The organism is Rhodococcus shunpengi (assembly GCF_048381395.1).
Taxonomy (GTDB): Bacteria; Actinomycetota; Actinomycetes; order Mycobacteriales; family Mycobacteriaceae; genus Rhodococcus.
The window spans coordinates 942,149-958,317 of sequence record NZ_JBLWIU010000012.1 but is presented as its reverse complement, the minus strand read 5'-3'; the positions used below and the strand labels follow the sequence as shown (position 1 = coordinate 958,317).

General features: G+C 67.4%; 19 protein-coding genes. 6 read left to right on the top strand and 13 right to left on the bottom strand.

The window, feature by feature from the left end:
* Positions 1-968, bottom strand: a 968-nt coding sequence (fgd, locus tag ACNJ7K_RS09710) for a glucose-6-phosphate dehydrogenase (coenzyme-F420) (RefSeq protein ID WP_487041557.1), incomplete at its 3' end; no start/stop codon positions are given.
* Positions 969-1,173: 205 nt separating this feature from the next.
* Here fgd and ACNJ7K_RS09705 point away from each other — a divergent pair.
* Genes ACNJ7K_RS09705 through ACNJ7K_RS09695 form a run of 3 tightly spaced genes read left to right on the top strand, consistent with a single transcriptional unit; the run spans position 1,174 to position 2,797 of the window.
* On the top strand, positions 1,174-1,935 hold the full coding sequence (locus ACNJ7K_RS09705; protein ID WP_487041556.1) for a DeoR/GlpR family DNA-binding transcription regulator: 762 nt from the start codon (positions 1,174-1,176) through the stop codon (positions 1,933-1,935).
* A 31-nt stretch (positions 1,936-1,966) separates the two neighbouring features.
* Positions 1,967-2,308: an ArsR/SmtB family transcription factor gene (locus tag ACNJ7K_RS09700; RefSeq protein WP_060650177.1), complete on the top strand. Its 342-nt coding sequence runs from the start codon at positions 1,967-1,969 to the stop codon at positions 2,306-2,308.
* Between the two features lie 3 nt (positions 2,309-2,311).
* Complete coding sequence (locus tag ACNJ7K_RS09695) at positions 2,312-2,797, top strand: SRPBCC family protein (RefSeq protein ID WP_487041555.1); 486 nt, start codon at positions 2,312-2,314, stop codon at positions 2,795-2,797.
* Positions 2,798-2,861: 64 nt separating this feature from the next.
* Here the strand turns inward: ACNJ7K_RS09695 and ACNJ7K_RS09690 are convergent, their stop codons facing one another.
* Together ACNJ7K_RS09690 and ACNJ7K_RS09685 are read right to left on the bottom strand one after the other, a co-directional pair.
* Complete coding sequence (locus ACNJ7K_RS09690) at positions 2,862-3,791, bottom strand: L,D-transpeptidase (protein WP_487041554.1); 930 nt, start codon at positions 3,789-3,791, stop codon at positions 2,862-2,864.
* 211 nt (positions 3,792-4,002) lie between these two features.
* Positions 4,003-4,632 carry a hypothetical protein gene (locus ACNJ7K_RS09685; protein WP_159417388.1) on the bottom strand — a complete coding sequence of 210 codons (630 nt, stop codon included), beginning with the start codon at positions 4,630-4,632 and terminating at the stop codon, positions 4,003-4,005.
* 140 nt (positions 4,633-4,772) lie between these two features.
* Here ACNJ7K_RS09685 and ACNJ7K_RS09680 point away from each other — a divergent pair, with 140 nt between their 5' ends.
* On the top strand, positions 4,773-6,110 hold the full coding sequence (locus tag ACNJ7K_RS09680; protein ID WP_487041553.1) for a wax ester/triacylglycerol synthase domain-containing protein: 1,338 nt from the start codon (positions 4,773-4,775) through the stop codon (positions 6,108-6,110).
* 58 nt (positions 6,111-6,168) lie between these two features.
* Positions 6,169-6,606 carry a PaaI family thioesterase gene (locus ACNJ7K_RS09675; RefSeq protein WP_159417386.1) on the top strand — a complete coding sequence of 146 codons (438 nt, stop codon included), beginning with the start codon at positions 6,169-6,171 and terminating at the stop codon, positions 6,604-6,606.
* Between the two features lie 23 nt (positions 6,607-6,629).
* On the opposite strand, the gene ACNJ7K_RS09670 is transcribed toward ACNJ7K_RS09675, so the two are convergent.
* From ACNJ7K_RS09670 to ACNJ7K_RS09625, 10 genes are all read right to left on the bottom strand, one after another.
* On the bottom strand, positions 6,630-7,325 hold the full coding sequence (locus tag ACNJ7K_RS09670; protein ID WP_268654703.1) for a GAF and ANTAR domain-containing protein: 696 nt from the start codon (positions 7,323-7,325) through the stop codon (positions 6,630-6,632).
* Between the two features lie 172 nt (positions 7,326-7,497).
* Positions 7,498-8,469, bottom strand: a complete 972-nt coding sequence (locus ACNJ7K_RS09665; protein ID WP_455408659.1) for an MsnO8 family LLM class oxidoreductase — start codon at positions 8,467-8,469, stop codon at positions 7,498-7,500.
* 48 nt (positions 8,470-8,517) lie between these two features.
* Entirely contained in the window at positions 8,518-8,829 is a 312-nt protein-coding gene (locus tag ACNJ7K_RS09660) for a hypothetical protein (RefSeq protein WP_487041552.1), read from the bottom strand.
* Between the two features lie 110 nt (positions 8,830-8,939).
* Entirely contained in the window at positions 8,940-9,227 is a 288-nt protein-coding gene (locus tag ACNJ7K_RS09655; protein ID WP_016693660.1) for a hypothetical protein, read from the bottom strand.
* 28 nt (positions 9,228-9,255) lie between these two features.
* Positions 9,256-10,932, bottom strand: a complete 1,677-nt coding sequence (locus ACNJ7K_RS09650; protein ID WP_120280558.1) for an FAD-dependent oxidoreductase — start codon at positions 10,930-10,932, stop codon at positions 9,256-9,258.
* A 125-nt stretch (positions 10,933-11,057) separates the two neighbouring features.
* The gene (locus tag ACNJ7K_RS09645) at positions 11,058-11,282 is read right to left on the bottom strand and encodes a dodecin (protein ID WP_060650173.1); all 225 of its coding nucleotides are present in this window, start codon (positions 11,280-11,282) and stop codon (positions 11,058-11,060) included.
* 92 nt (positions 11,283-11,374) lie between these two features.
* A complete protein-coding gene (locus ACNJ7K_RS09640; protein WP_120280559.1) occupies positions 11,375-12,634 on the bottom strand; it encodes a serine hydrolase domain-containing protein in 1,260 nt (419 codons plus the stop codon).
* A gap of 87 nt (positions 12,635-12,721) precedes the next feature.
* Positions 12,722-13,273, bottom strand: a complete 552-nt coding sequence (locus ACNJ7K_RS09635) for a DUF6764 family protein (RefSeq protein ID WP_487041551.1) — start codon at positions 13,271-13,273, stop codon at positions 12,722-12,724.
* A gap of 117 nt (positions 13,274-13,390) precedes the next feature.
* Positions 13,391-14,443, bottom strand: coding sequence for a DNA polymerase domain-containing protein (locus ACNJ7K_RS09630; RefSeq protein WP_230790353.1), 1,053 nt, complete (start codon positions 14,441-14,443; stop codon positions 13,391-13,393).
* Between the two features lies 1 nt (position 14,444).
* Positions 14,445-15,509: an ATP-dependent DNA ligase gene (locus ACNJ7K_RS09625; RefSeq protein ID WP_487041550.1), complete on the bottom strand. Its 1,065-nt coding sequence runs from the start codon at positions 15,507-15,509 to the stop codon at positions 14,445-14,447.
* A gap of 58 nt (positions 15,510-15,567) precedes the next feature.
* Here ACNJ7K_RS09625 and lppU point away from each other — a divergent pair, with 58 nt between their 5' ends.
* Positions 15,568-16,152, top strand: coding sequence for an LppU family putative lipoprotein (gene lppU, locus ACNJ7K_RS09620; RefSeq protein WP_120280562.1), 585 nt, complete (start codon positions 15,568-15,570; stop codon positions 16,150-16,152).
* The last annotated feature ends 17 nt before the right edge of the window (positions 16,153-16,169 follow it).

The window sequence follows — 16,169 nt, the reverse complement described above, 5'->3', positions numbered from 1 at the left end:
TCGAACAGTTCCAGGAACCGCTTCTGATCATGACCCGGCGCGTGGAACACCAGATGATTCAACCCCGCATCGACATACGCCTTGACCTGCTCGACCGCCTCGTCCGGATCCGACGCCACGATCCACCGCTTGGCGACCTGCTCGATCGGCAACGCATCCGCCGCCGCCTCCATCTCCATCGGATCGTCGATGGAATGCTTCTGCTCCGGCGTCAGCGACAACGGTGCCCAGAACCGGGTGTTCTCCAACGCCTTGCCCGGATCGGTGTCGTACGAGATCTTGATCTCGATCATCTTGTCGATCTGCGCCACATCCCGCTCCGCCTTCCCGGCGCCCTCCGCCACGGCCGGCAGGAGTTTGTCGGTGTAGAGCTCCATGCCCTTACCCGAGGTGCAGATGAACCCGTCCCCGGCGCGTCCGGCATAGCGGGCCACGACCGGGCCACCGGCGGCGACATAGACCGGAATACCGTCCTCGGGCACGTCGTAGATCGACGCCCCCTTCGTCGAGTAGTACTCGCCCTCGAAATCCACCCGATCCCCGCGCCACAGCTCGCGCATCAACCGCACCGACTCCCGAAGACGGGCGAAGCGTTCCTTGAACTCCGGCCACTCCCCGGCATAGCCGGTGGCGATCTCGTTGAGCGCTTCACCGGTGCCGACGCCGAGGAAGATCCGCCCCGGATACAGACACCCCATCGTCGCGAAGGCCTGCGCGATCACCGCCGGGTTGTACCGGAACGTCGGCGTGAGCACACTCGTGCCGAGCTGCAGGCGTTCGGTGCGCTCGCCGACGGCGGTCATCCACGCCAACGAGAACGGGGCGTGCCCACCGTTGTGCCGCCACGGCTGGAAATGATCCGACACCGTCGCCGAATCCATCCCGTGCGCCTCGGCGAGCACCCCCAGCTCGACCAGCTCGCGCGGGCCGAACTGCTCCGCCGACGCCTTGTATCCCAACTTCAGCATTACCGTGCAACCTCCGAACAACGTGGTGCCAGCGAAACGATCACGCACAATCGCGCAAATCCTGCACGAAATCATGCACACTGAGCGCAGACAGTGTCAATATCCACGCAAAGGTGTGTCGCCCGTGCGTTATGGTCGTGCACCGACCCCGACCACGGCGTCCGAGTACCCAGAAATTCGAGTGCCCAGAGCCCTAGGAGCAACCGTGTCCGCGACCGCACGGCGACGTGAGATCTTCCACCGAATCCTCGCCGACGGATATGTCGATGCGAAGACCCTCTCGGCCGATCTCGGCGTCGACGCGTCCACGATCCGTCGCGATCTCGATTCGCTCGCCCGCGAAGGGAAGGTCGAGCGCACGCACGGCGGTGCCCGAGCGGTCGAGGGTGCAGGTCTCGAGGTGCCGTACGCCCTCAAGAAGGACGTGCGCCGCGAGGAGAAGACGGCGATCGCGGCGGTAGCGGCCGCCATGGTGTCCGACGGTGACAGCGTGGTGCTCGACAGCGGATCCACGACCTACGAGGTGGCCGTGGCGCTGCGCCACAAGGCGTCGCTGACGGTCCTCACGAACGACCTGCGTATCGCGAAGTATGTTGCGGCATTTCCCGACGTCCGGCTTCTCGTGTCCGGAGGCGAGCTCCTCGGTTCGGTGTACACCCTGGTCGGCGACCATGCCGTGCAGTTCCTCTCGGACTACTCCGCCGACTGGGCGTTCCTCGGCGCCGACGCCGTGCACCCCACCGCCGGCATCACCAACACCAACACGCTGGAGATCCCGATCAAGCGGGCGATGATCCGGTCGGCCGAGAGGACGATCGTCGTAACGGATCATTCGAAGTTCGGCGAGCGCGCACTCGCCCGCGTGGCGACTCTCGACGAGATCACCTCCATCGTCACCGACAACGGTCTCGACGAAGACCGTCGCGCAGCCTACGGCGACCGGCTCGTCATCGCCCCGAAGTCTTGACATACAACCATTCGGTTGCACATTTGGAGATGTGAGCGGAGACGACGAGGACCGGGCCGACGCCCTGTTCCACGCGCTCTCCGACCGGACCCGGCGCGACATCATGCGACGCGTCCTGGCCGGGGAACACTCGGTGTCCGCTCTCGCAGCGAACTACGACATGTCCTTCGCTGCAGTGCAGAAACACGTTGCCGTGCTGGAGAAGGCCGGCCTGCTCGTGAAGCGACGCAGCGGTCGCGAGCAGTTGGCCAGTGGTGACGTGACGGCAGTGCGGTCGGTGGCGTCCATGCTCACCGAGCTGGAGCAGGTCTGGCGCGGACGCATCGCGCGCATCGACGAACTCATCGCATCCGAATCCTTCGAGGAAGGCTGAGAAATGCCTGTAACCGACGTCCGGCACGACCCCGACAAGCTGACTCTGACCATCACAGCCGAGTTCGCCGCCCCGGTGGCCCGCATCTGGCAGGTCTACGCCGATCCCCGTCAGCTGGAGAAGGTCTGGGGACCCCCGACCTTCCCCGCGACGGTGGTCGACCACAATCTGAAGCCCGGCACCCGTACCACCTACTTCATGACCGGTCCCGACGGCGAGAAGTACGCCGGCTACTGGGACATCACGGCCGTCGACGAACCGGCGAGTTTCTCGTTCCTCGACGGTTTCGCAGAGCCGGACTTCAACCCGAAACCGGAACTGCCCGTCTCCGACAACGTCTTCACCTTCGCCGAGCACGAAGGCGGCACGCGCGCAACCTATGTCAGCACCTACCAGAGCGCCGAGGCGCTCCAGCAGGTACTGGACATGGGGGCGGTCGAGGGCGCCTCGTCCGCCATCAACCAGATCGACGAACTGGTGGCTGCCTAGCAGCACCGAAAGGCCGACGATTCAGTTGCCCAACGGAATCGAAGATTCCAGTCGCCCAACGGAATCAGAGATTCCAGTCACCGAGACCGTCCCAGCCGTTGAGGGTTCCGCCGGCGGTGTTCTGCACGATCACCGGGTCGCCCTTCTTGGCGTTCTCGTAGAACCACTTGCCGTCCTCGGTGCTCACATTGAGGCAACCGTGGCTGACGTTGGTGTTGCCCTGCGCGCCGACCGACCACGGAGCGGCGTGGAGGAAGATGCCGCTGTTGGACATCCGCGTCGCGTACTCGACGTAGGTGCGGTACCCCTCGGGGCTGTCGACCGGAACTCCGTAGGTCGATGAATCCATGTACATGTCGCGGTACTTCTCACCGACGATGTACGTGCCGTTGGGAGTGTCGTGGCCGGGCTTACCGAAGGACGTCGGCATGGTGCGGACGACCTCCCCGTTGCGGGTCACGGTAATGGTCTTGGTGTTGTTGTCGGCGACCGTCACCAGAGCGTCGCCGATGGTGAACGACGACTGTGTGTCGCCGGCCTTCACGGTCACCGCGGTGTTCGCGGGCCAGAACTCGAACGGCTTCCAGCGGACCTGCGTGTTCGACGCCCAGTAGAAGTGCCCGTCGACGGGCGGCTGCGTGGTGATGCGGATGGCGCGTTCGGCGGCTGCATGATCTCCGACGGCCTCGTTGAAGCGGATGATGATCGGCTGCGCGACACCCACCGTCTCCCCGTTCGACGGATTGACGGACGGAGCGGAGAACGGGGCGGCCGGCTCGGGAGCGAGCTGGGGCGGCGTCACTCCGGGCGGCGTGAGGCCTTCGATCAGCTCCTGGACGCTCGGCACCTCCGGCCCACCGGGCCACAACGGTGCCGCGCTCGCAGGACCGGCGGTGGCGAGTGCCACGGCGGCTGCGCCCACAAGAGCAGCACCGACCCGCGCAGATCGGCGGCCCGTGCGGCGACGGTTCGACAAAGCTCGCTTTTCGAACATTCCACAACCCATCGTTCAGCGGTGCGCCGCGCCTTATTTCCCCTGCGCGGCGTGCTCGTACCCGTTCATTAGATACAGGACGGTTACGGACGGGCAATTCGAATGCGGGCCGTCCCGGCGTTTCCCCAGGTCAACGGACCGAGTGGTCTCTTACGAATGCAGCCGGCCACGGCGCGGATGAACGGATATCACCCGCGCCGCGGACCGGCGGTCACACCATTTCCGGGACGTCCAGGTGTGCGATGGCGAGCTCGAATTCACCGGTATCGAGCACCCTGGCGCCTGCCGCCCGAATCACCTCGGAGCCGATGTCGTCGCGGTGCGCTCTGGTGCGGTCCATCGCTTCGGCACTGTCGAAGGTCAACGAGGTCACCCCGCGACCACTGGCACGGTCGAGCATCAGGCTGGCGCTGCAGAACCCCTCGAGTTCCTCCATCCTAGGGAGCGCGGCCATCTTCCACATGTCCACACCGCGATCCACCTGGTCGGGATCGATGTCGGCCCAGGTGACGCTGCAGCAGGACCCGCGGGTCGCATGGTGGTCGCGGTGCATGACCGCGATCTCCCAATTGGCCACGTCCGTGGTGGCGTGAAACATCCGGGCCGCCTCGTCCCGGAGCATGCGTGCCATGCCTTCGCTGGAGCGCAGCGCGTCCCCGTCCCGCCAGGAACTGGTGGCGATGCATCGGCCCGAGCCGCGGTCGATCAGCAGGGACAGTCCCATGCAACCGTCGATGTCCGCCAGGGCAGGCATCACGATGTCGCGTACGTGCTTGATCCCGGCGTCGATGTACGACGGATGAGCATGAATTGTGGTGGAGCGTGCAAACACGATCGGCACCCCTCTCCTCAGGGCGGCGCCGACACGGCGTCGCCGGTCGTTTCGGCGCGACCCCCCACCCGAAACCACCCGTGTTCACACTGCTCCCCTACTCGGCCGTAAGCAATAGACGACCGGCCTGCGTCTGCCATCCTCGAAGGGTGGCGGCGTCGAGCGGTATCGACCGCATCGGTCCCGGCGACCTGACCGAACTCGTCTCGGACGTGGGACGGGCACCTCTGAATGTCGGTGCTGCGATCTTCTTCGCCGATGAGAACCTGCGTGATCCGACGACACTGATGGCGGTGCTCACCGAACGACTCGTCGGGATCCGCCGGCTACGGCAATGCCTGATCGAGCCGGCGCTCGGGCTCGGACGTCCCTACTGGATCGACGACGACCACTTCGACGTCGATGCCCACTTCTCACAGGTGCACTGCCCCGCTCCCGGCGACAGGGACGCCGCACTGACGCTCGCCGTGGACGCGGTCATCCGTCCGCTGTCTCGATCCCGACCGTTGTGGCGCGCGGTTCTCGTCACCGACATCGCGGACCCGAACGGGCACACGGCGTTGGTGATGGTGCTGCACCACGTCCTGGCCGACGGGATCGGTGGTCTGGCGATCCTGGCGCATCTCGTCGACGGCGTGGACAGCTCATCGCCCCTGCGCGAACAGCGCAGATCCGGGCAACCGGGTGCGCGAGAACTTCTCTACGACAACGTGATCGGTCGTCTGCACATGCTCCGTCGGGCACCGCGGGCCATCGCACGCCTTCCTGCCGCGTGGGCGGAACTCGGGCGAGGTGCCGGCGGACGTGCCCCGCGCTGCTCGCTCAACGCGCCCACCGGTGCTCGTCGTGCGGTCGGGACCGTCGAGGTGAAGCTGGACACCGTCCGCCGAGCGGGACGTCGATGGGACGCGACGGTCGACGACGTGCTGCTGGTCGCGGTCGGTGGTGCCCTCGGCACGATTCTGCACAGGCGCGGCGAGTTCCCGCCCGAGCTGGTGATCTCGGTACCGATCTCCGCCCGCACCGCCGACACGAGTGGGCAGCTGGGTAATCGCGTCGGTGTCATGCCCGTCCGGGTACCACTGGACGGGACCCCGGAGGACCGGCTGGTAGCCGTCTCCCGCGCCACCCGGCTACAGAAGACGAACGTGCGAGGGTTGTCCGCCGAGCTGCTGGGTCCGGTCTTCCGCGCGCTCGCGGCCGCGGGGATGTTCCGTCGGTTCGTGGACCGGCAGCGCCGGGTCAATTCTTTCCTGTCCGACCTGCCGGGACCGCCGTCGACGATCACCGTGGCCGGCGCACCCGTCACGTCGATCGTGCCGTTGATCGTCAGCACGGGAAACGTCGCTGTCGCCTTCGCCGCACTGTCGTATGCCGGCACGCTGACGGTGGTGGTCGTCGTCGATCCCGACGTCGCCCCCGAGGTCCGCGAGGTCGCAGAGGCCGTGCGAGAACAGTTCCGCTCGATCGTCGCCTCCGCACAGTGACCGCGGGTCGCTCCGATGTGACGGTCGGGAACCGAGGAGCGGAGTACCTTTGCTGTGCATGTCGGAGGAGATCGCCGAGATCCGCACCCTCGCCGATGCCCGGAAGGTGTTGGCATCGCAACCGTTCAGCGTCCTGATCGGAGCTCGTCTGACCGAATACGAGCGCGGCCGGGCCGTACTGGAGATACCTCTCAGGGAGGAACTGCTCCAGCAGTTCGGTTTCGCGCACGGCGGGGTTCTGGCCTATGCGGCCGACAATGCGCTCACGTTCGCCGCAGGCACGGCCCTCGGACCCTCGATCGTGACGACCGGCATGAGCCTCGACTACCTGCGGCCTGCCGGGGGCACGCTTCTACGCGCGGTCGCCACCGTCGTCAGCACCAGTCGCAGGAAGGCGTTGTGTCGTTGTGAGATCTACGCCCTCGCGGAGGACGGCGTGGAGAAACTGTGTGCCGCCGCGCAAGGAAGCGCTCGCGTGATCGACCTGAACGGATGAGCGACGGAACCACCGCATGAAGGTCAGTCGGTTTGGGGTCCGAGTTCGACGATTCGGGCGGCGATCGTCGCCACCGGCACATTCGATTCCTGCGACAAGGCGACCATCATCGCGAAAGCACGATCGGCGTCCACGGCGAAACGTTCCATGAGCATGCCCTTGGCCTGGCCTATGAGATCCCGGGATGCGATTGCCGAGTGCAACTGCATCTGCCGACGACTCGAGACGAAAGCGATCGCGGCGTGGGCTGCGAGCACCTCCCCGATGTGAATCGCCGCCTCGTCGAAGGCATGTGCTTCGGCGGAGAACAGGTTCAGCGCTCCGGCCTGCATGTCGTGGGTATAGAGCCGGAACGACACGACGCTGCGTACCCCGGCTTCGACGGCTGCAGGCGTGAACATGGGCCAGCGCGACTCGGTGGCCAGATCGTCACTGCGGGTGAACACCGTGTCGACAGCGGAATCGACGCACGGCCCTTCTCCGACCCGGGCCTGCAATGCATCGATCTGTGGCGGCAACTGTGACGTCGCTGCGTGCGATTCGAACTTTCCGCGGCCGGTGATGACGAGGACGTCGGCACTGTCGGTGCCGGGAATCAGTTCCACAGCGGCGGTCGTGATCCGTTGCAGAGTCGTGTCGAGATCCGTACCCGCACCGTCGAAGGACCGCGCGAGCTCGGCCATCGTGCGGCTCAGACGGTCGGGGTTCAGGTCGGACATGAGGCACACCTTCCGAAAGGTCGGTGCGCTCGTCGGCGGCACCGATGGCAGTACAAGCATCGGCACCGTCACAGCGACACCGAGGTACGGGACCACCAGCCTATCCGCGTGATCGGTCCGGACAAGGGGCCCAGCGGCACATGCAGAGACGCTCGAGACCTCGGTCCGTCGTTCAGGCCAGTCCGAAGATCCTGGCCAGACGCATATCGGAGTCGTACAGGGCGTCGGTGTCGAAGGTGGAGGCGGAGCTGAGCACCTCGTTCGCGCCGGTGGAGGCGATCAGCTTCTCGAGCCCCTCGGCCACCTGATCCTCGGTTCCGGCCAGCGAACCCTTCGCGGTCTCGTCGACGATGCGGCGGCGACGCTCGGTCATCGGCTGCCGGCGGATCTCCTCGACCGGGGACAGCGGCGGAAACGCACCCGCTTCGCGCGAGACGGCCATCGCCCAGGCCTCCGGAAGCTGCAACTCCCGAACTTCCGCTTCTGTATCGGCGATGAGGATGTCGAGGCCGACGACCACATAGGGCTCCGCGCCGGGTGTGCCCGGGCGGAAGTCGGCGCGATAACGATCGAACGGTTCCGATCCCTGCCGCAGAAGAGGCCCGGCGACGACGACGGGCAACCCCAGACGCGCTGCCAGTCGCATACCCTGCCCCGTGCCGAGGACGAAGATCGGAGGCGGCTCGGACAGTCGAGGGCGCACCGTCAGTTCGGCGGTGCCGTGCAGATAGCCGCGCAGTTCCTCGATGTCGGCGGCGAAGTCGTCCGCGTCGGCCGTGTGAGTACGCAGCGCATCGCGCACGGGTGCGGTGAATCCGAGGGAACGACCGACACCCAGATCGATTCGTCCGGGGTGCATCGCTTCGAGCATCGCGAACTGTTCGGCGACGACGATCGGTTGGTGATTGGGCAGCATCACCCCACCCGAGCCCACCCGGATCCGGCTCGTCCGATCCGCGATCGCACCGATGAGCAGCGGCGGAGCACCCGACGCGATGCCCGGGACGGCATGGTGTTCGGCCACCCAGAAGCGGTGGTAACCGGCTGCCTCGGCGAGTTCGGCGCGACGCAGGGTCTGCCGCAATGCGGCAGCGTCCGGCTGCCCCTCCCGGGTCCGGGAGCGGTCCAGCAACGACAACGCCACCTGCACGGTCGTCTCAACACCACAACCGTCGCGGATCTTCCCTGCGGGTCAGGGATCTTCGGGCCCCCAGGCGCGACCGGCTGCGATCCAGTCCCCGTGGAAGTGGAGTTGCCCGTGCTCCGACGCCTTCTGCGCCGCGGCGACACCGTGCGCATCGGCGACGTACAGCAGGAGGTTGGCAATGGCGTTTCCGACAGCGACGACCTGGTCGCGGGCATCGCTCGCTCGGATCGCCACCTCGGCGAGTGCGCACCCGGCACCGATGGCCCCCGCCAGGGACTGGTGCTGGAGCTGGGTGCAGCCGGGACGACCGCAGGACAGACACAGGTCCGATACGTGATCACCCGTCGGAGTCCTCATGTCATTTCCTGCCGAAACATAAAGCCAATTATGTCCGATTTCGTTTCGGTGCCGAATGGGAGGTGCCGACGTACTCGACAATGCCACTCCGAGCGGCAAGGTCGAACTGTTCACGGCCGCGGGTTCTTCCGGGTCCACCGCGGCCGGTCGCTGCGGGTGGCCGCCGTGCAGCGACGACACGGGACGACTCCGTGCTCGCCCAGTTCCGCCAGGTACAACGCGTCGCTCCACGGCACGTGCGGAAAGCGATCGAGGCGGGCGCGGGAGAGCGGCACCCCGCACAGGGTCTGGTTGGTGCCGGGCGTCCATGCGTGGGTGTCGCCGGACGGGTAGCGGATCCCGTCGGTATCGGTCCATCGGCCCGACGCAGCGACTGCCGGGCTGGTGTGCTGAGCCATGGGTCCGGGTTCCCGCTACCGGGAGGGATTACTCGATACGGGATGCTGCGAGCATCTCCTCGATCGAGACGAACTTCAGGCGCGAGCGTCCCGCCGCCGAACCGCGGGCCTTCTCCTGCTTGTCGATCTGCAGCCAGCCCCGGTAGTCGATGTGCTCCGGGCGCCGCTCGGCCACCAAGGTGGCGAGCTTCTCCCGATCGGCGACCGGCTCGGGCAGCTTGCCGGCGACGAAATCGTCGAGGATCTTCTCGACGGTTTCGGCCGAGCACTGCTTGTTGGTGCCGATCACCCCGCTGGGACCGCGCTTGATCCAGCCGGCGGTGTAGACACCGGGCACCGGCGCCCCGGTCTCGGCGTCGATCACCCGGCCGCCCTCGTTCGGGATGACCCCGCGCCGCTCATCGAAGGGCAGCCCGGCCGGCGCGGTGCCACGGTAGCCGATCGAGCGCAGCACCAATCCCGCTTCGAGGGTTTCGGTCTGCCCGGTCGGGCGGGCCTCGAGACGGCCGCCCGTCTCGACGAGTTCGTTGCGTTCGAGCGTGATCGACTCGACCACACCGTCGCCGGAGATCTCCACCGGCGAGGCGAGATAGCGCAGCACGATCCGCTTGTTGCCCTCGGTCCGGGTGCGCTGCGCGAAGCCCTCGACCTGCCGCACCTTCAGCGCCAGACGGGGTTCGACCTCCGGATCGTCGATCAGCGCGCGGCTGACCGGGTCGAGTTCGACCTCGACCGGATCGACGACCACATCGACACCCGGCAACGAGCCGAGCGCGAGCAGTTCCGGGTTGGTGTAGGCGGCCTGCGCCGGACCGCGCCGACCCACCACCACGACCTCCCGGATGTTCGACGTGCGCAACGCCTCGAGCGCGTGCTCGGCGATGTCGGTGCGCGCGAGATCCTCCGGGTCCATCACCAGCGCCCGCGCGACGTCCAAGGCGACGTTGCCGTTGCCGATGATCACCGCGCGCTCGGCCGACAGGTCGAAGGTGCGGTCGGCGAAATCCGGGTGCCCGTTGTACCAGGCGACGAACTCGGTCGCGGCGTGGCTGCCCGCGAGGTCCTCCCCGGGGATGTTCAGTGTGCGATCACTCGCGGCGCCGACGGCGTAGATCACCGCGTGATGGTGCGCGAGCAACTCCTCGTGGGTGATGTGGGTGCCGACCTCGACGTTGAAATAGCACTGGGTGTTCTTGTGGCCGATGGCGCTGCGGAAGACGTCCCCGATCCCCTTGGTGCTCTGGTGATCGGGGGCCACACCGGCACGCACCAGCCCGTAGGGGGTGGGCAGGCGATCGAAGATGTCGACCTGCACCGCCGAGTGCGTCACCAGGTCCATCGCGGCATAGCACGCGGCCGGACCGGATCCGACGATCGCGACCCGCAAGGTGCCCAGCTCGGCGGGCAGCTTGCGGCGCGTGCGCAGCTCGGGCCAGTCCGGCCCGATCGGATACCGCCGGTAGTACTCGGCGTTGATCTCGAGGTAAGGCTCCTGCGCCGGGGTCAGTTCGTTGTCGGCAGCGATCGCGTCGACCGGGCACTCGTCGACACACGCCCCGCAGTCGATGCACGTGTCCGGATCGATGTACAGCATCTCCGTCGTCGCGAAGGGAGCTTCGTCGGGCGTCGGGTGGATGCAGTTGACCGGGCAGACCTCGACACACGAGACGTCGTTGCAACACGCCTGGGTGATTACATAAGCCACAGTTCTACCTGCCTACAGTGCCGATCTCGGACAACGAACGGGCCTCAGACTAGTACACGTTCCAGTTCCGGTCGAGAACCGCATTCTCGAAATAATATCATCGCATTTCCGACTGTCGAGACGCGTCAGATGTCCGTTTCGGTGCTCGACTCGATGCGGAAACCGATCTTGAGAGTGACCTGCGTATGGGCCACCCGGCCGTCGTCGATGTGGCCCCGGATGTTGACCGTCTCGAACCACTCGAGATGCCGCGTGGTCTCCGCTGCTCGCGCCACCGCTTTCGCGATCGCGTCGTCGACTCCCGTCGTCGACGATCCGACGACCTCGATCACCCGGTAGACATGGCTCATGGCTGAACTCCTCGAATCGGCGATGCTCCGATTCGGATCGTCCCGCCCCCGAGCGACCCCCGTCCCCGGAACCACGAAAATGACAGGAAGATTCAGGCACGACGCGCCAGCGACCGGGCGAGTTCGCCCAGACGCGCCAGACGCAGGTCCCCGAGCGGGATCGCACCGGCACCGAGCCGGTTGGTGACGAAGGCGAGCGACAATCCGGTGTCGAGATCGGCGTACGCCCCCGAGCCACCCACTCCGTAGTGCCCGAGAGCACCGCGCGGGCGCTGGATGCTCGCGAAGATGGGCTGGTGGTAGCCGAGCCGCCACGCCATCGGCACACCGAGCACGTAGTCCCGGCTGCGCACGCGCACGCGCGACATCTCGTCGATCGTGGTGGCGTCGAGGAACTTCACGCCGTCGATCGTCCCGCCGGCCGCGATCGCCCCGTACATACGCGCGAGCGAGCGGGCGGTGAACACACCGTTCCAGCCCGGCATCACCGAGTCGTGCACGGCCGGGTCGCCGACGAGCCGGTCGAAGCCGTCGGGCATTGCAGCTTCGGCGAGACCGCGGGTCGGTTCGAGTCGCGACAGCACCGCGGCGCTCGCACCCCAGTGCAGTCCGACCGGGGCGAGTCGCGGGAACAGCTTCGCGATGCGGCCCCGTTCGTCGTGCGGCACGCGGTACCAGAAATCGGGATCGCCGAGCGGCCGGGCGATCTCCCGTTCCACGACCTCCACGAAGGGCAGGCCGGTCACCCGTTGCACGAGTTCGGCAACGAGCCATCCGTAGGTGACGGCATGGTAGCCCGATCCGCGCCGACGCCGGCGATCCGGCGCCGCCTGCTCGAGTGCTGCGACGGTCGCCTCGTAGTCGAGGATCCCGCGCGTCCCGGGAACCAGGCCGCGCACGCGGTGCAGGCCGGATCGGTGGGTCATGACATCCGCGACGGTGATGTCTTCCTTGCCGTTCGCGGCGAACTCCGGCCAGTACTGCGCGACGGGCGCGAAGTAGTCGATCGCTCCGCGTTCGGCCAGACGGTGCACGACGGTCGACGCCACGCCCTTGCCGGTCGAGAACGACAACGCCATGGTGTCCCGGCTCCACCGCTTGTCGGGGGCCGACCAGCCGGACCAGATGTCGAGGACCTTTTCGCCGTGGAGATAGGCGGTGAGTGCGCCCCCGCCGTCCCGGGGACGCTTGTACAGCGAGAAGAAGGCGTCGGCCAGGCGCAGGAATCGCGGATCGACGACCATCTCGGTGGGCGCCGCCGGACCCGGCCGGGCGTCGATCTGCCCGGGAACGTGCACCGGTGCGAACGACGCTGTCGCCCCGGCAGGTTCGAAGACTGCTCCGGTCGTCATGTGCGACAGGCTACGACGACACGGAACGTAAAGGAAGGGTTTACGTACAGTCTGTTTGTCGACGCTCCCCGGCGAGACGCGCCGAATCTACGGCAGGGGCGACGGCGGCGTCTGCGCGCCAGGAGTGAAGTACCGGAAGTCGCCCAGCACGACGCACCCGCGTGCGGCCTCGAGTTCGAACGCGGCCGCCGCGGTGCCCTCGCACAACACCGGATCGTCGGCGTCGCCCACATAGGCCTGCGACTGCGGACCCGCAGCGACGACCGCCGTGCCGGGACTTTCGAGGACACCGAGCGCCAGGGCCTGCGCGCCCACACCGATCGCGAACAGCCGGCCCGACGTGCTCTCTCCGGCGCCGACACCGCCGTCGAATCCGGCAGCCACCACCTGTGCGGCGCTGCGGGCATCGGCGAATCCCACGCCCCGCTCGCCGTAACTCCACGCCTCGGCGGTGCCGTCGGTGGACGCGCCGCACGCTTCGTCGCCGTCGATCTGTACGACCTCGGCCGGGGCGCCCGGCGGTGCCGTGCACGTCGTGGCCGCGGACGCGGTCTGAGGAAGCAGGAAACCGACACCGATGGCAGCAGCGAATGCTGCCCCGACGCCGAGAACCCGACCGGACGCCCACGAGCGAATCACGACATCGACCTTTCCGAACCTCACGCGACTGTTTTCTCGGACAGTTTATGGACTCGCGCTTCGGGAGGTCTCATAGTCGAGGTCACGACAGGGACGCGATTCCCCGAACGTTCCGGTTCACGTGTCCTTCGCCCGGTCGGTGTCGCGGGACGGTTGGACGCGTTTCGGCTCCCCCGGCATCTTCGGGTGATTCGGCGGATACGGCAGGTCGCCGAGACCGTTCGCCGCGTCCCGCTCCGCCATCTCGAGCAGGACGTCCAGCGAGTGCGCGTGCGCGTCCAGATCCGCCATCGGATCGCCGCGCTTCGCCAGCAGATCCGGCACGGTGGCGATCGTGAAGTCGTCGGGTTCGGCGTCGACCAGCTCGTCCCAGGTCAGCGGGGTCGAGACGGTCGCGATCGGGGTGCGGCGGACCGAGTAGGCCGAGGCGATCGTCTTGTCGCGCGCATTCTGGTTGTAGTCGAGGAAGAGCCGCTCCCCACGCTCCTCCTTCCACCACGCCGTCGTCGCCCGCCCGTCGCTGCGCCGCTCGATCTCACGCATCAGCGCGATCCCGGCGCGACGGACTCCGACGAAATCCCATTCGGGCACGATCCGCAGATAGATATGGAGCCCCCGCCCACCGGACGTCTTGGGATATCCGGTGAGCCCCAGTTCGTCGAGGAGCGGGCGCACGACCTCCAGCGCCACGGCCCGCGCGTCGCCGAAGTCGGTTCCCGGTTGCGGGTCGAGGTCGATGCGCAGTTCGTCGGGACGGTCGGTGTCGCCGCACCGCACCGGCCACGGATGGAAGGTCACGCACCCGAGGTTCGCCGCCCACACCACGTCGGCGGCCGAACACACACGCAGCGCATCGGCGGTGCGCCCCGACGGGAAGGTGATCTCGCAGGTCGCCACGTGGTCGGGTCGCTTGACCGGTGCCCGCTTCTGATAGATCTCCTCCCCCTCGATGCCGTCGGGAAAGCGCTGCAGATGCGTCGGCCGGTCGCGCAGGGCCGTCAGGATCGGTGCGTCGAACTCGGTGGCGACCCTGCGGTAGTACTCCACGAGGTGCCGCTTCGTGCCACCTGCGGCGCCGAGCTGCGGGAAGTAGATCTTGTCGGGGTTCGACAACCGCACGGGCGTGCCGTCGACGTCCAGCTCTTCCGCGGGCGAACGCTTCGTGGCCATGTCAGTCCTCCGTCCGGTCGAGCACATCCGACAGGTCGTAGCGCACCGGCACCTCCAGCTGGTCGAACGTGCAGCTCTCGGGGTCGCGGTCGGGACGCCACCGCAGGAACTTCGCAGCGTGCCGGAACCGCATCCCCGCTCCCGACACACCTTCCATCTGGTCGTACGCGACCTCCACGACACGTTCGGGACGCAACGGCACCCAGCTGCGGTCCACCGCCGAACGCCACCGCGTCGGTTCGCCCTGCTCGACGACGTCGTCCCCGAGTCGCAGCGGTTGCAGTTCGGCGAGCAGTTCCTCGCGTCGCTCCCGCGTGAACGCCGAGGCTCCGCCGACCATCGCGAGCTCGCCATCGTGAAAGAGCCCGAGCAGCAACGACCCGATGCCCTCGACGCTCTTGTGCATGCGGTAACCCATGAGGACGCAGTCGGCGGTGCGGGCGTGCTTGAGTTTGAGCATCTCCCGCTTGTCGGGCACATAGAACCCGTCGAGTCGCTTGGCGATCACACCGTCGAGGCCGGCGCCTTCGAACTCCTCGAACCATCGGCGGGCGGTATCGGTGTCGGTCGTGGCCACCGTGACGTGGCAGCTCTTACCCCCGCCGATCTCGGATCGCAGCCGCGCGCGCCGCTCGGCGAACGGGGTCTCCATGAGGTCCTCGTCGCCGAGAGCGAGCAGATCGAAGCCGACGAACACGGCCGGTGTCTGCTCGGCGAGCATCGTGACCCGGCTGGCGGCCGGGTGGATCCGTTCGGACAGCGCCTGCCAGTCGAGTCGGGTGCGGCCGTCGTGTTCGCGCGGGACGACGATCTCCCCGTCGACCACACACCTGCGGGGCAGTTCGGCACGCGCGGCGTCGGCGAGCTCCGGGAAGTAGCGCACGAGGTCCTTGCCCCCGCGCGAGCCGAGAACCACCTCGTCGCCGTCGCGGAAGACGATCGCCCGGAAGCCGTCCCACTTGGGTTCGTAGGACCACTCGTCGGGACCGCTCTCGGGTTGGGAGGGGACGGTGGAGGAGACCTTGGCGAGCATCGGGGCGAGCGGCGGCACCACAGGCAGGTCCATGCGGCACATCGTTCCACCCCGTACGGGTACCGGCAGCACTTCCGTAGGCTCTTCGACCATGAACATTCTCCGAGGGGCGGCCGGTGCCGCGATGGCGTTGGCGGCAGCAGGGGTGCTCGGAGGATGCGCGACCCAGGTCGAAGGGCAGGCCGTGCCCGCCGCGAACGCCCTGGACACGTCCACGGCGCCGTCCTTCTCCCTACCCACCACGACCCCGTCGGCGTCGTCGTCGACCGAATTGAGCGTCGACGTCGCAGCCGGCGAATGCGTCGCGCTCGGCGGCACCGTCGACGACGCGACCATCGACTACGCGGTGTGCGGCAGCCCGAGCTCGAATTACAAGGTCGTCGACGTCGTCGATGCCACCGCCATGTGCCCCGGTGACATCGACCAGACCTACTACGAGTCGTTCGGCGGTGTCGAGGTCGGCGCGCTGTGTCTCGACATCGACTGGGTGGTGGGCGACTGCATCGACCTCGGTGGCGAGGACCCGCAGCGCATCGACTGCGGTGAGCCCGCCGTCCAGGGCGAGGAGGTCACCGAGATCCTGCTCGACACCTCCGACGTGAACGACTGCTCGACGTCCGAGGGTGGCTTCGTGTACCGGGAACGCAACTTCGTGGTCTGCACCGACACCATCTGAGGTTCCCTCCTCGTGCG

Excerpts from the sequence above, each read along its gene's own strand:
- lppU (WP_120280562.1), top strand. The coding sequence starts at position 15,568 with ATGAACATTCTCCGAGGGGCGGCCGGTGCCGCGATGGCGTTGGCGGCA.
- ACNJ7K_RS09640 (WP_120280559.1), bottom strand. The coding sequence starts at position 12,634 with ATGACGACCGGAGCAGTCTTCGAACCTGCCGGGGCGACAGCGTCGTTC.
- ACNJ7K_RS09630 (WP_230790353.1), bottom strand. The coding sequence starts at position 14,443 with ATGGCCACGAAGCGTTCGCCCGCGGAAGAGCTGGACGTCGACGGCACG.
- ACNJ7K_RS09625 (WP_487041550.1), bottom strand. The coding sequence starts at position 15,509 with ATGGACCTGCCTGTGGTGCCGCCGCTCGCCCCGATGCTCGCCAAGGTC.
- ACNJ7K_RS09695 (WP_487041555.1), top strand. The coding sequence starts at position 2,312 with ATGCCTGTAACCGACGTCCGGCACGACCCCGACAAGCTGACTCTGACC.
- ACNJ7K_RS09690 (WP_487041554.1), bottom strand. The coding sequence starts at position 3,791 with ATGTTCGAAAAGCGAGCTTTGTCGAACCGTCGCCGCACGGGCCGCCGA.
- ACNJ7K_RS09675 (WP_159417386.1), top strand. The coding sequence starts at position 6,169 with ATGTCGGAGGAGATCGCCGAGATCCGCACCCTCGCCGATGCCCGGAAG.
- ACNJ7K_RS09645 (WP_060650173.1), bottom strand. The coding sequence starts at position 11,282 with ATGAGCCATGTCTACCGGGTGATCGAGGTCGTCGGATCGTCGACGACG.
- ACNJ7K_RS09655 (WP_016693660.1), bottom strand. The coding sequence starts at position 9,227 with ATGGCTCAGCACACCAGCCCGGCAGTCGCTGCGTCGGGCCGATGGACC.
- ACNJ7K_RS09660 (WP_487041552.1), bottom strand. The coding sequence starts at position 8,829 with ATGAGGACTCCGACGGGTGATCACGTATCGGACCTGTGTCTGTCCTGC.
- ACNJ7K_RS09670 (WP_268654703.1), bottom strand. The coding sequence starts at position 7,325 with ATGTCCGACCTGAACCCCGACCGTCTGAGCCGCACGATGGCCGAGCTC.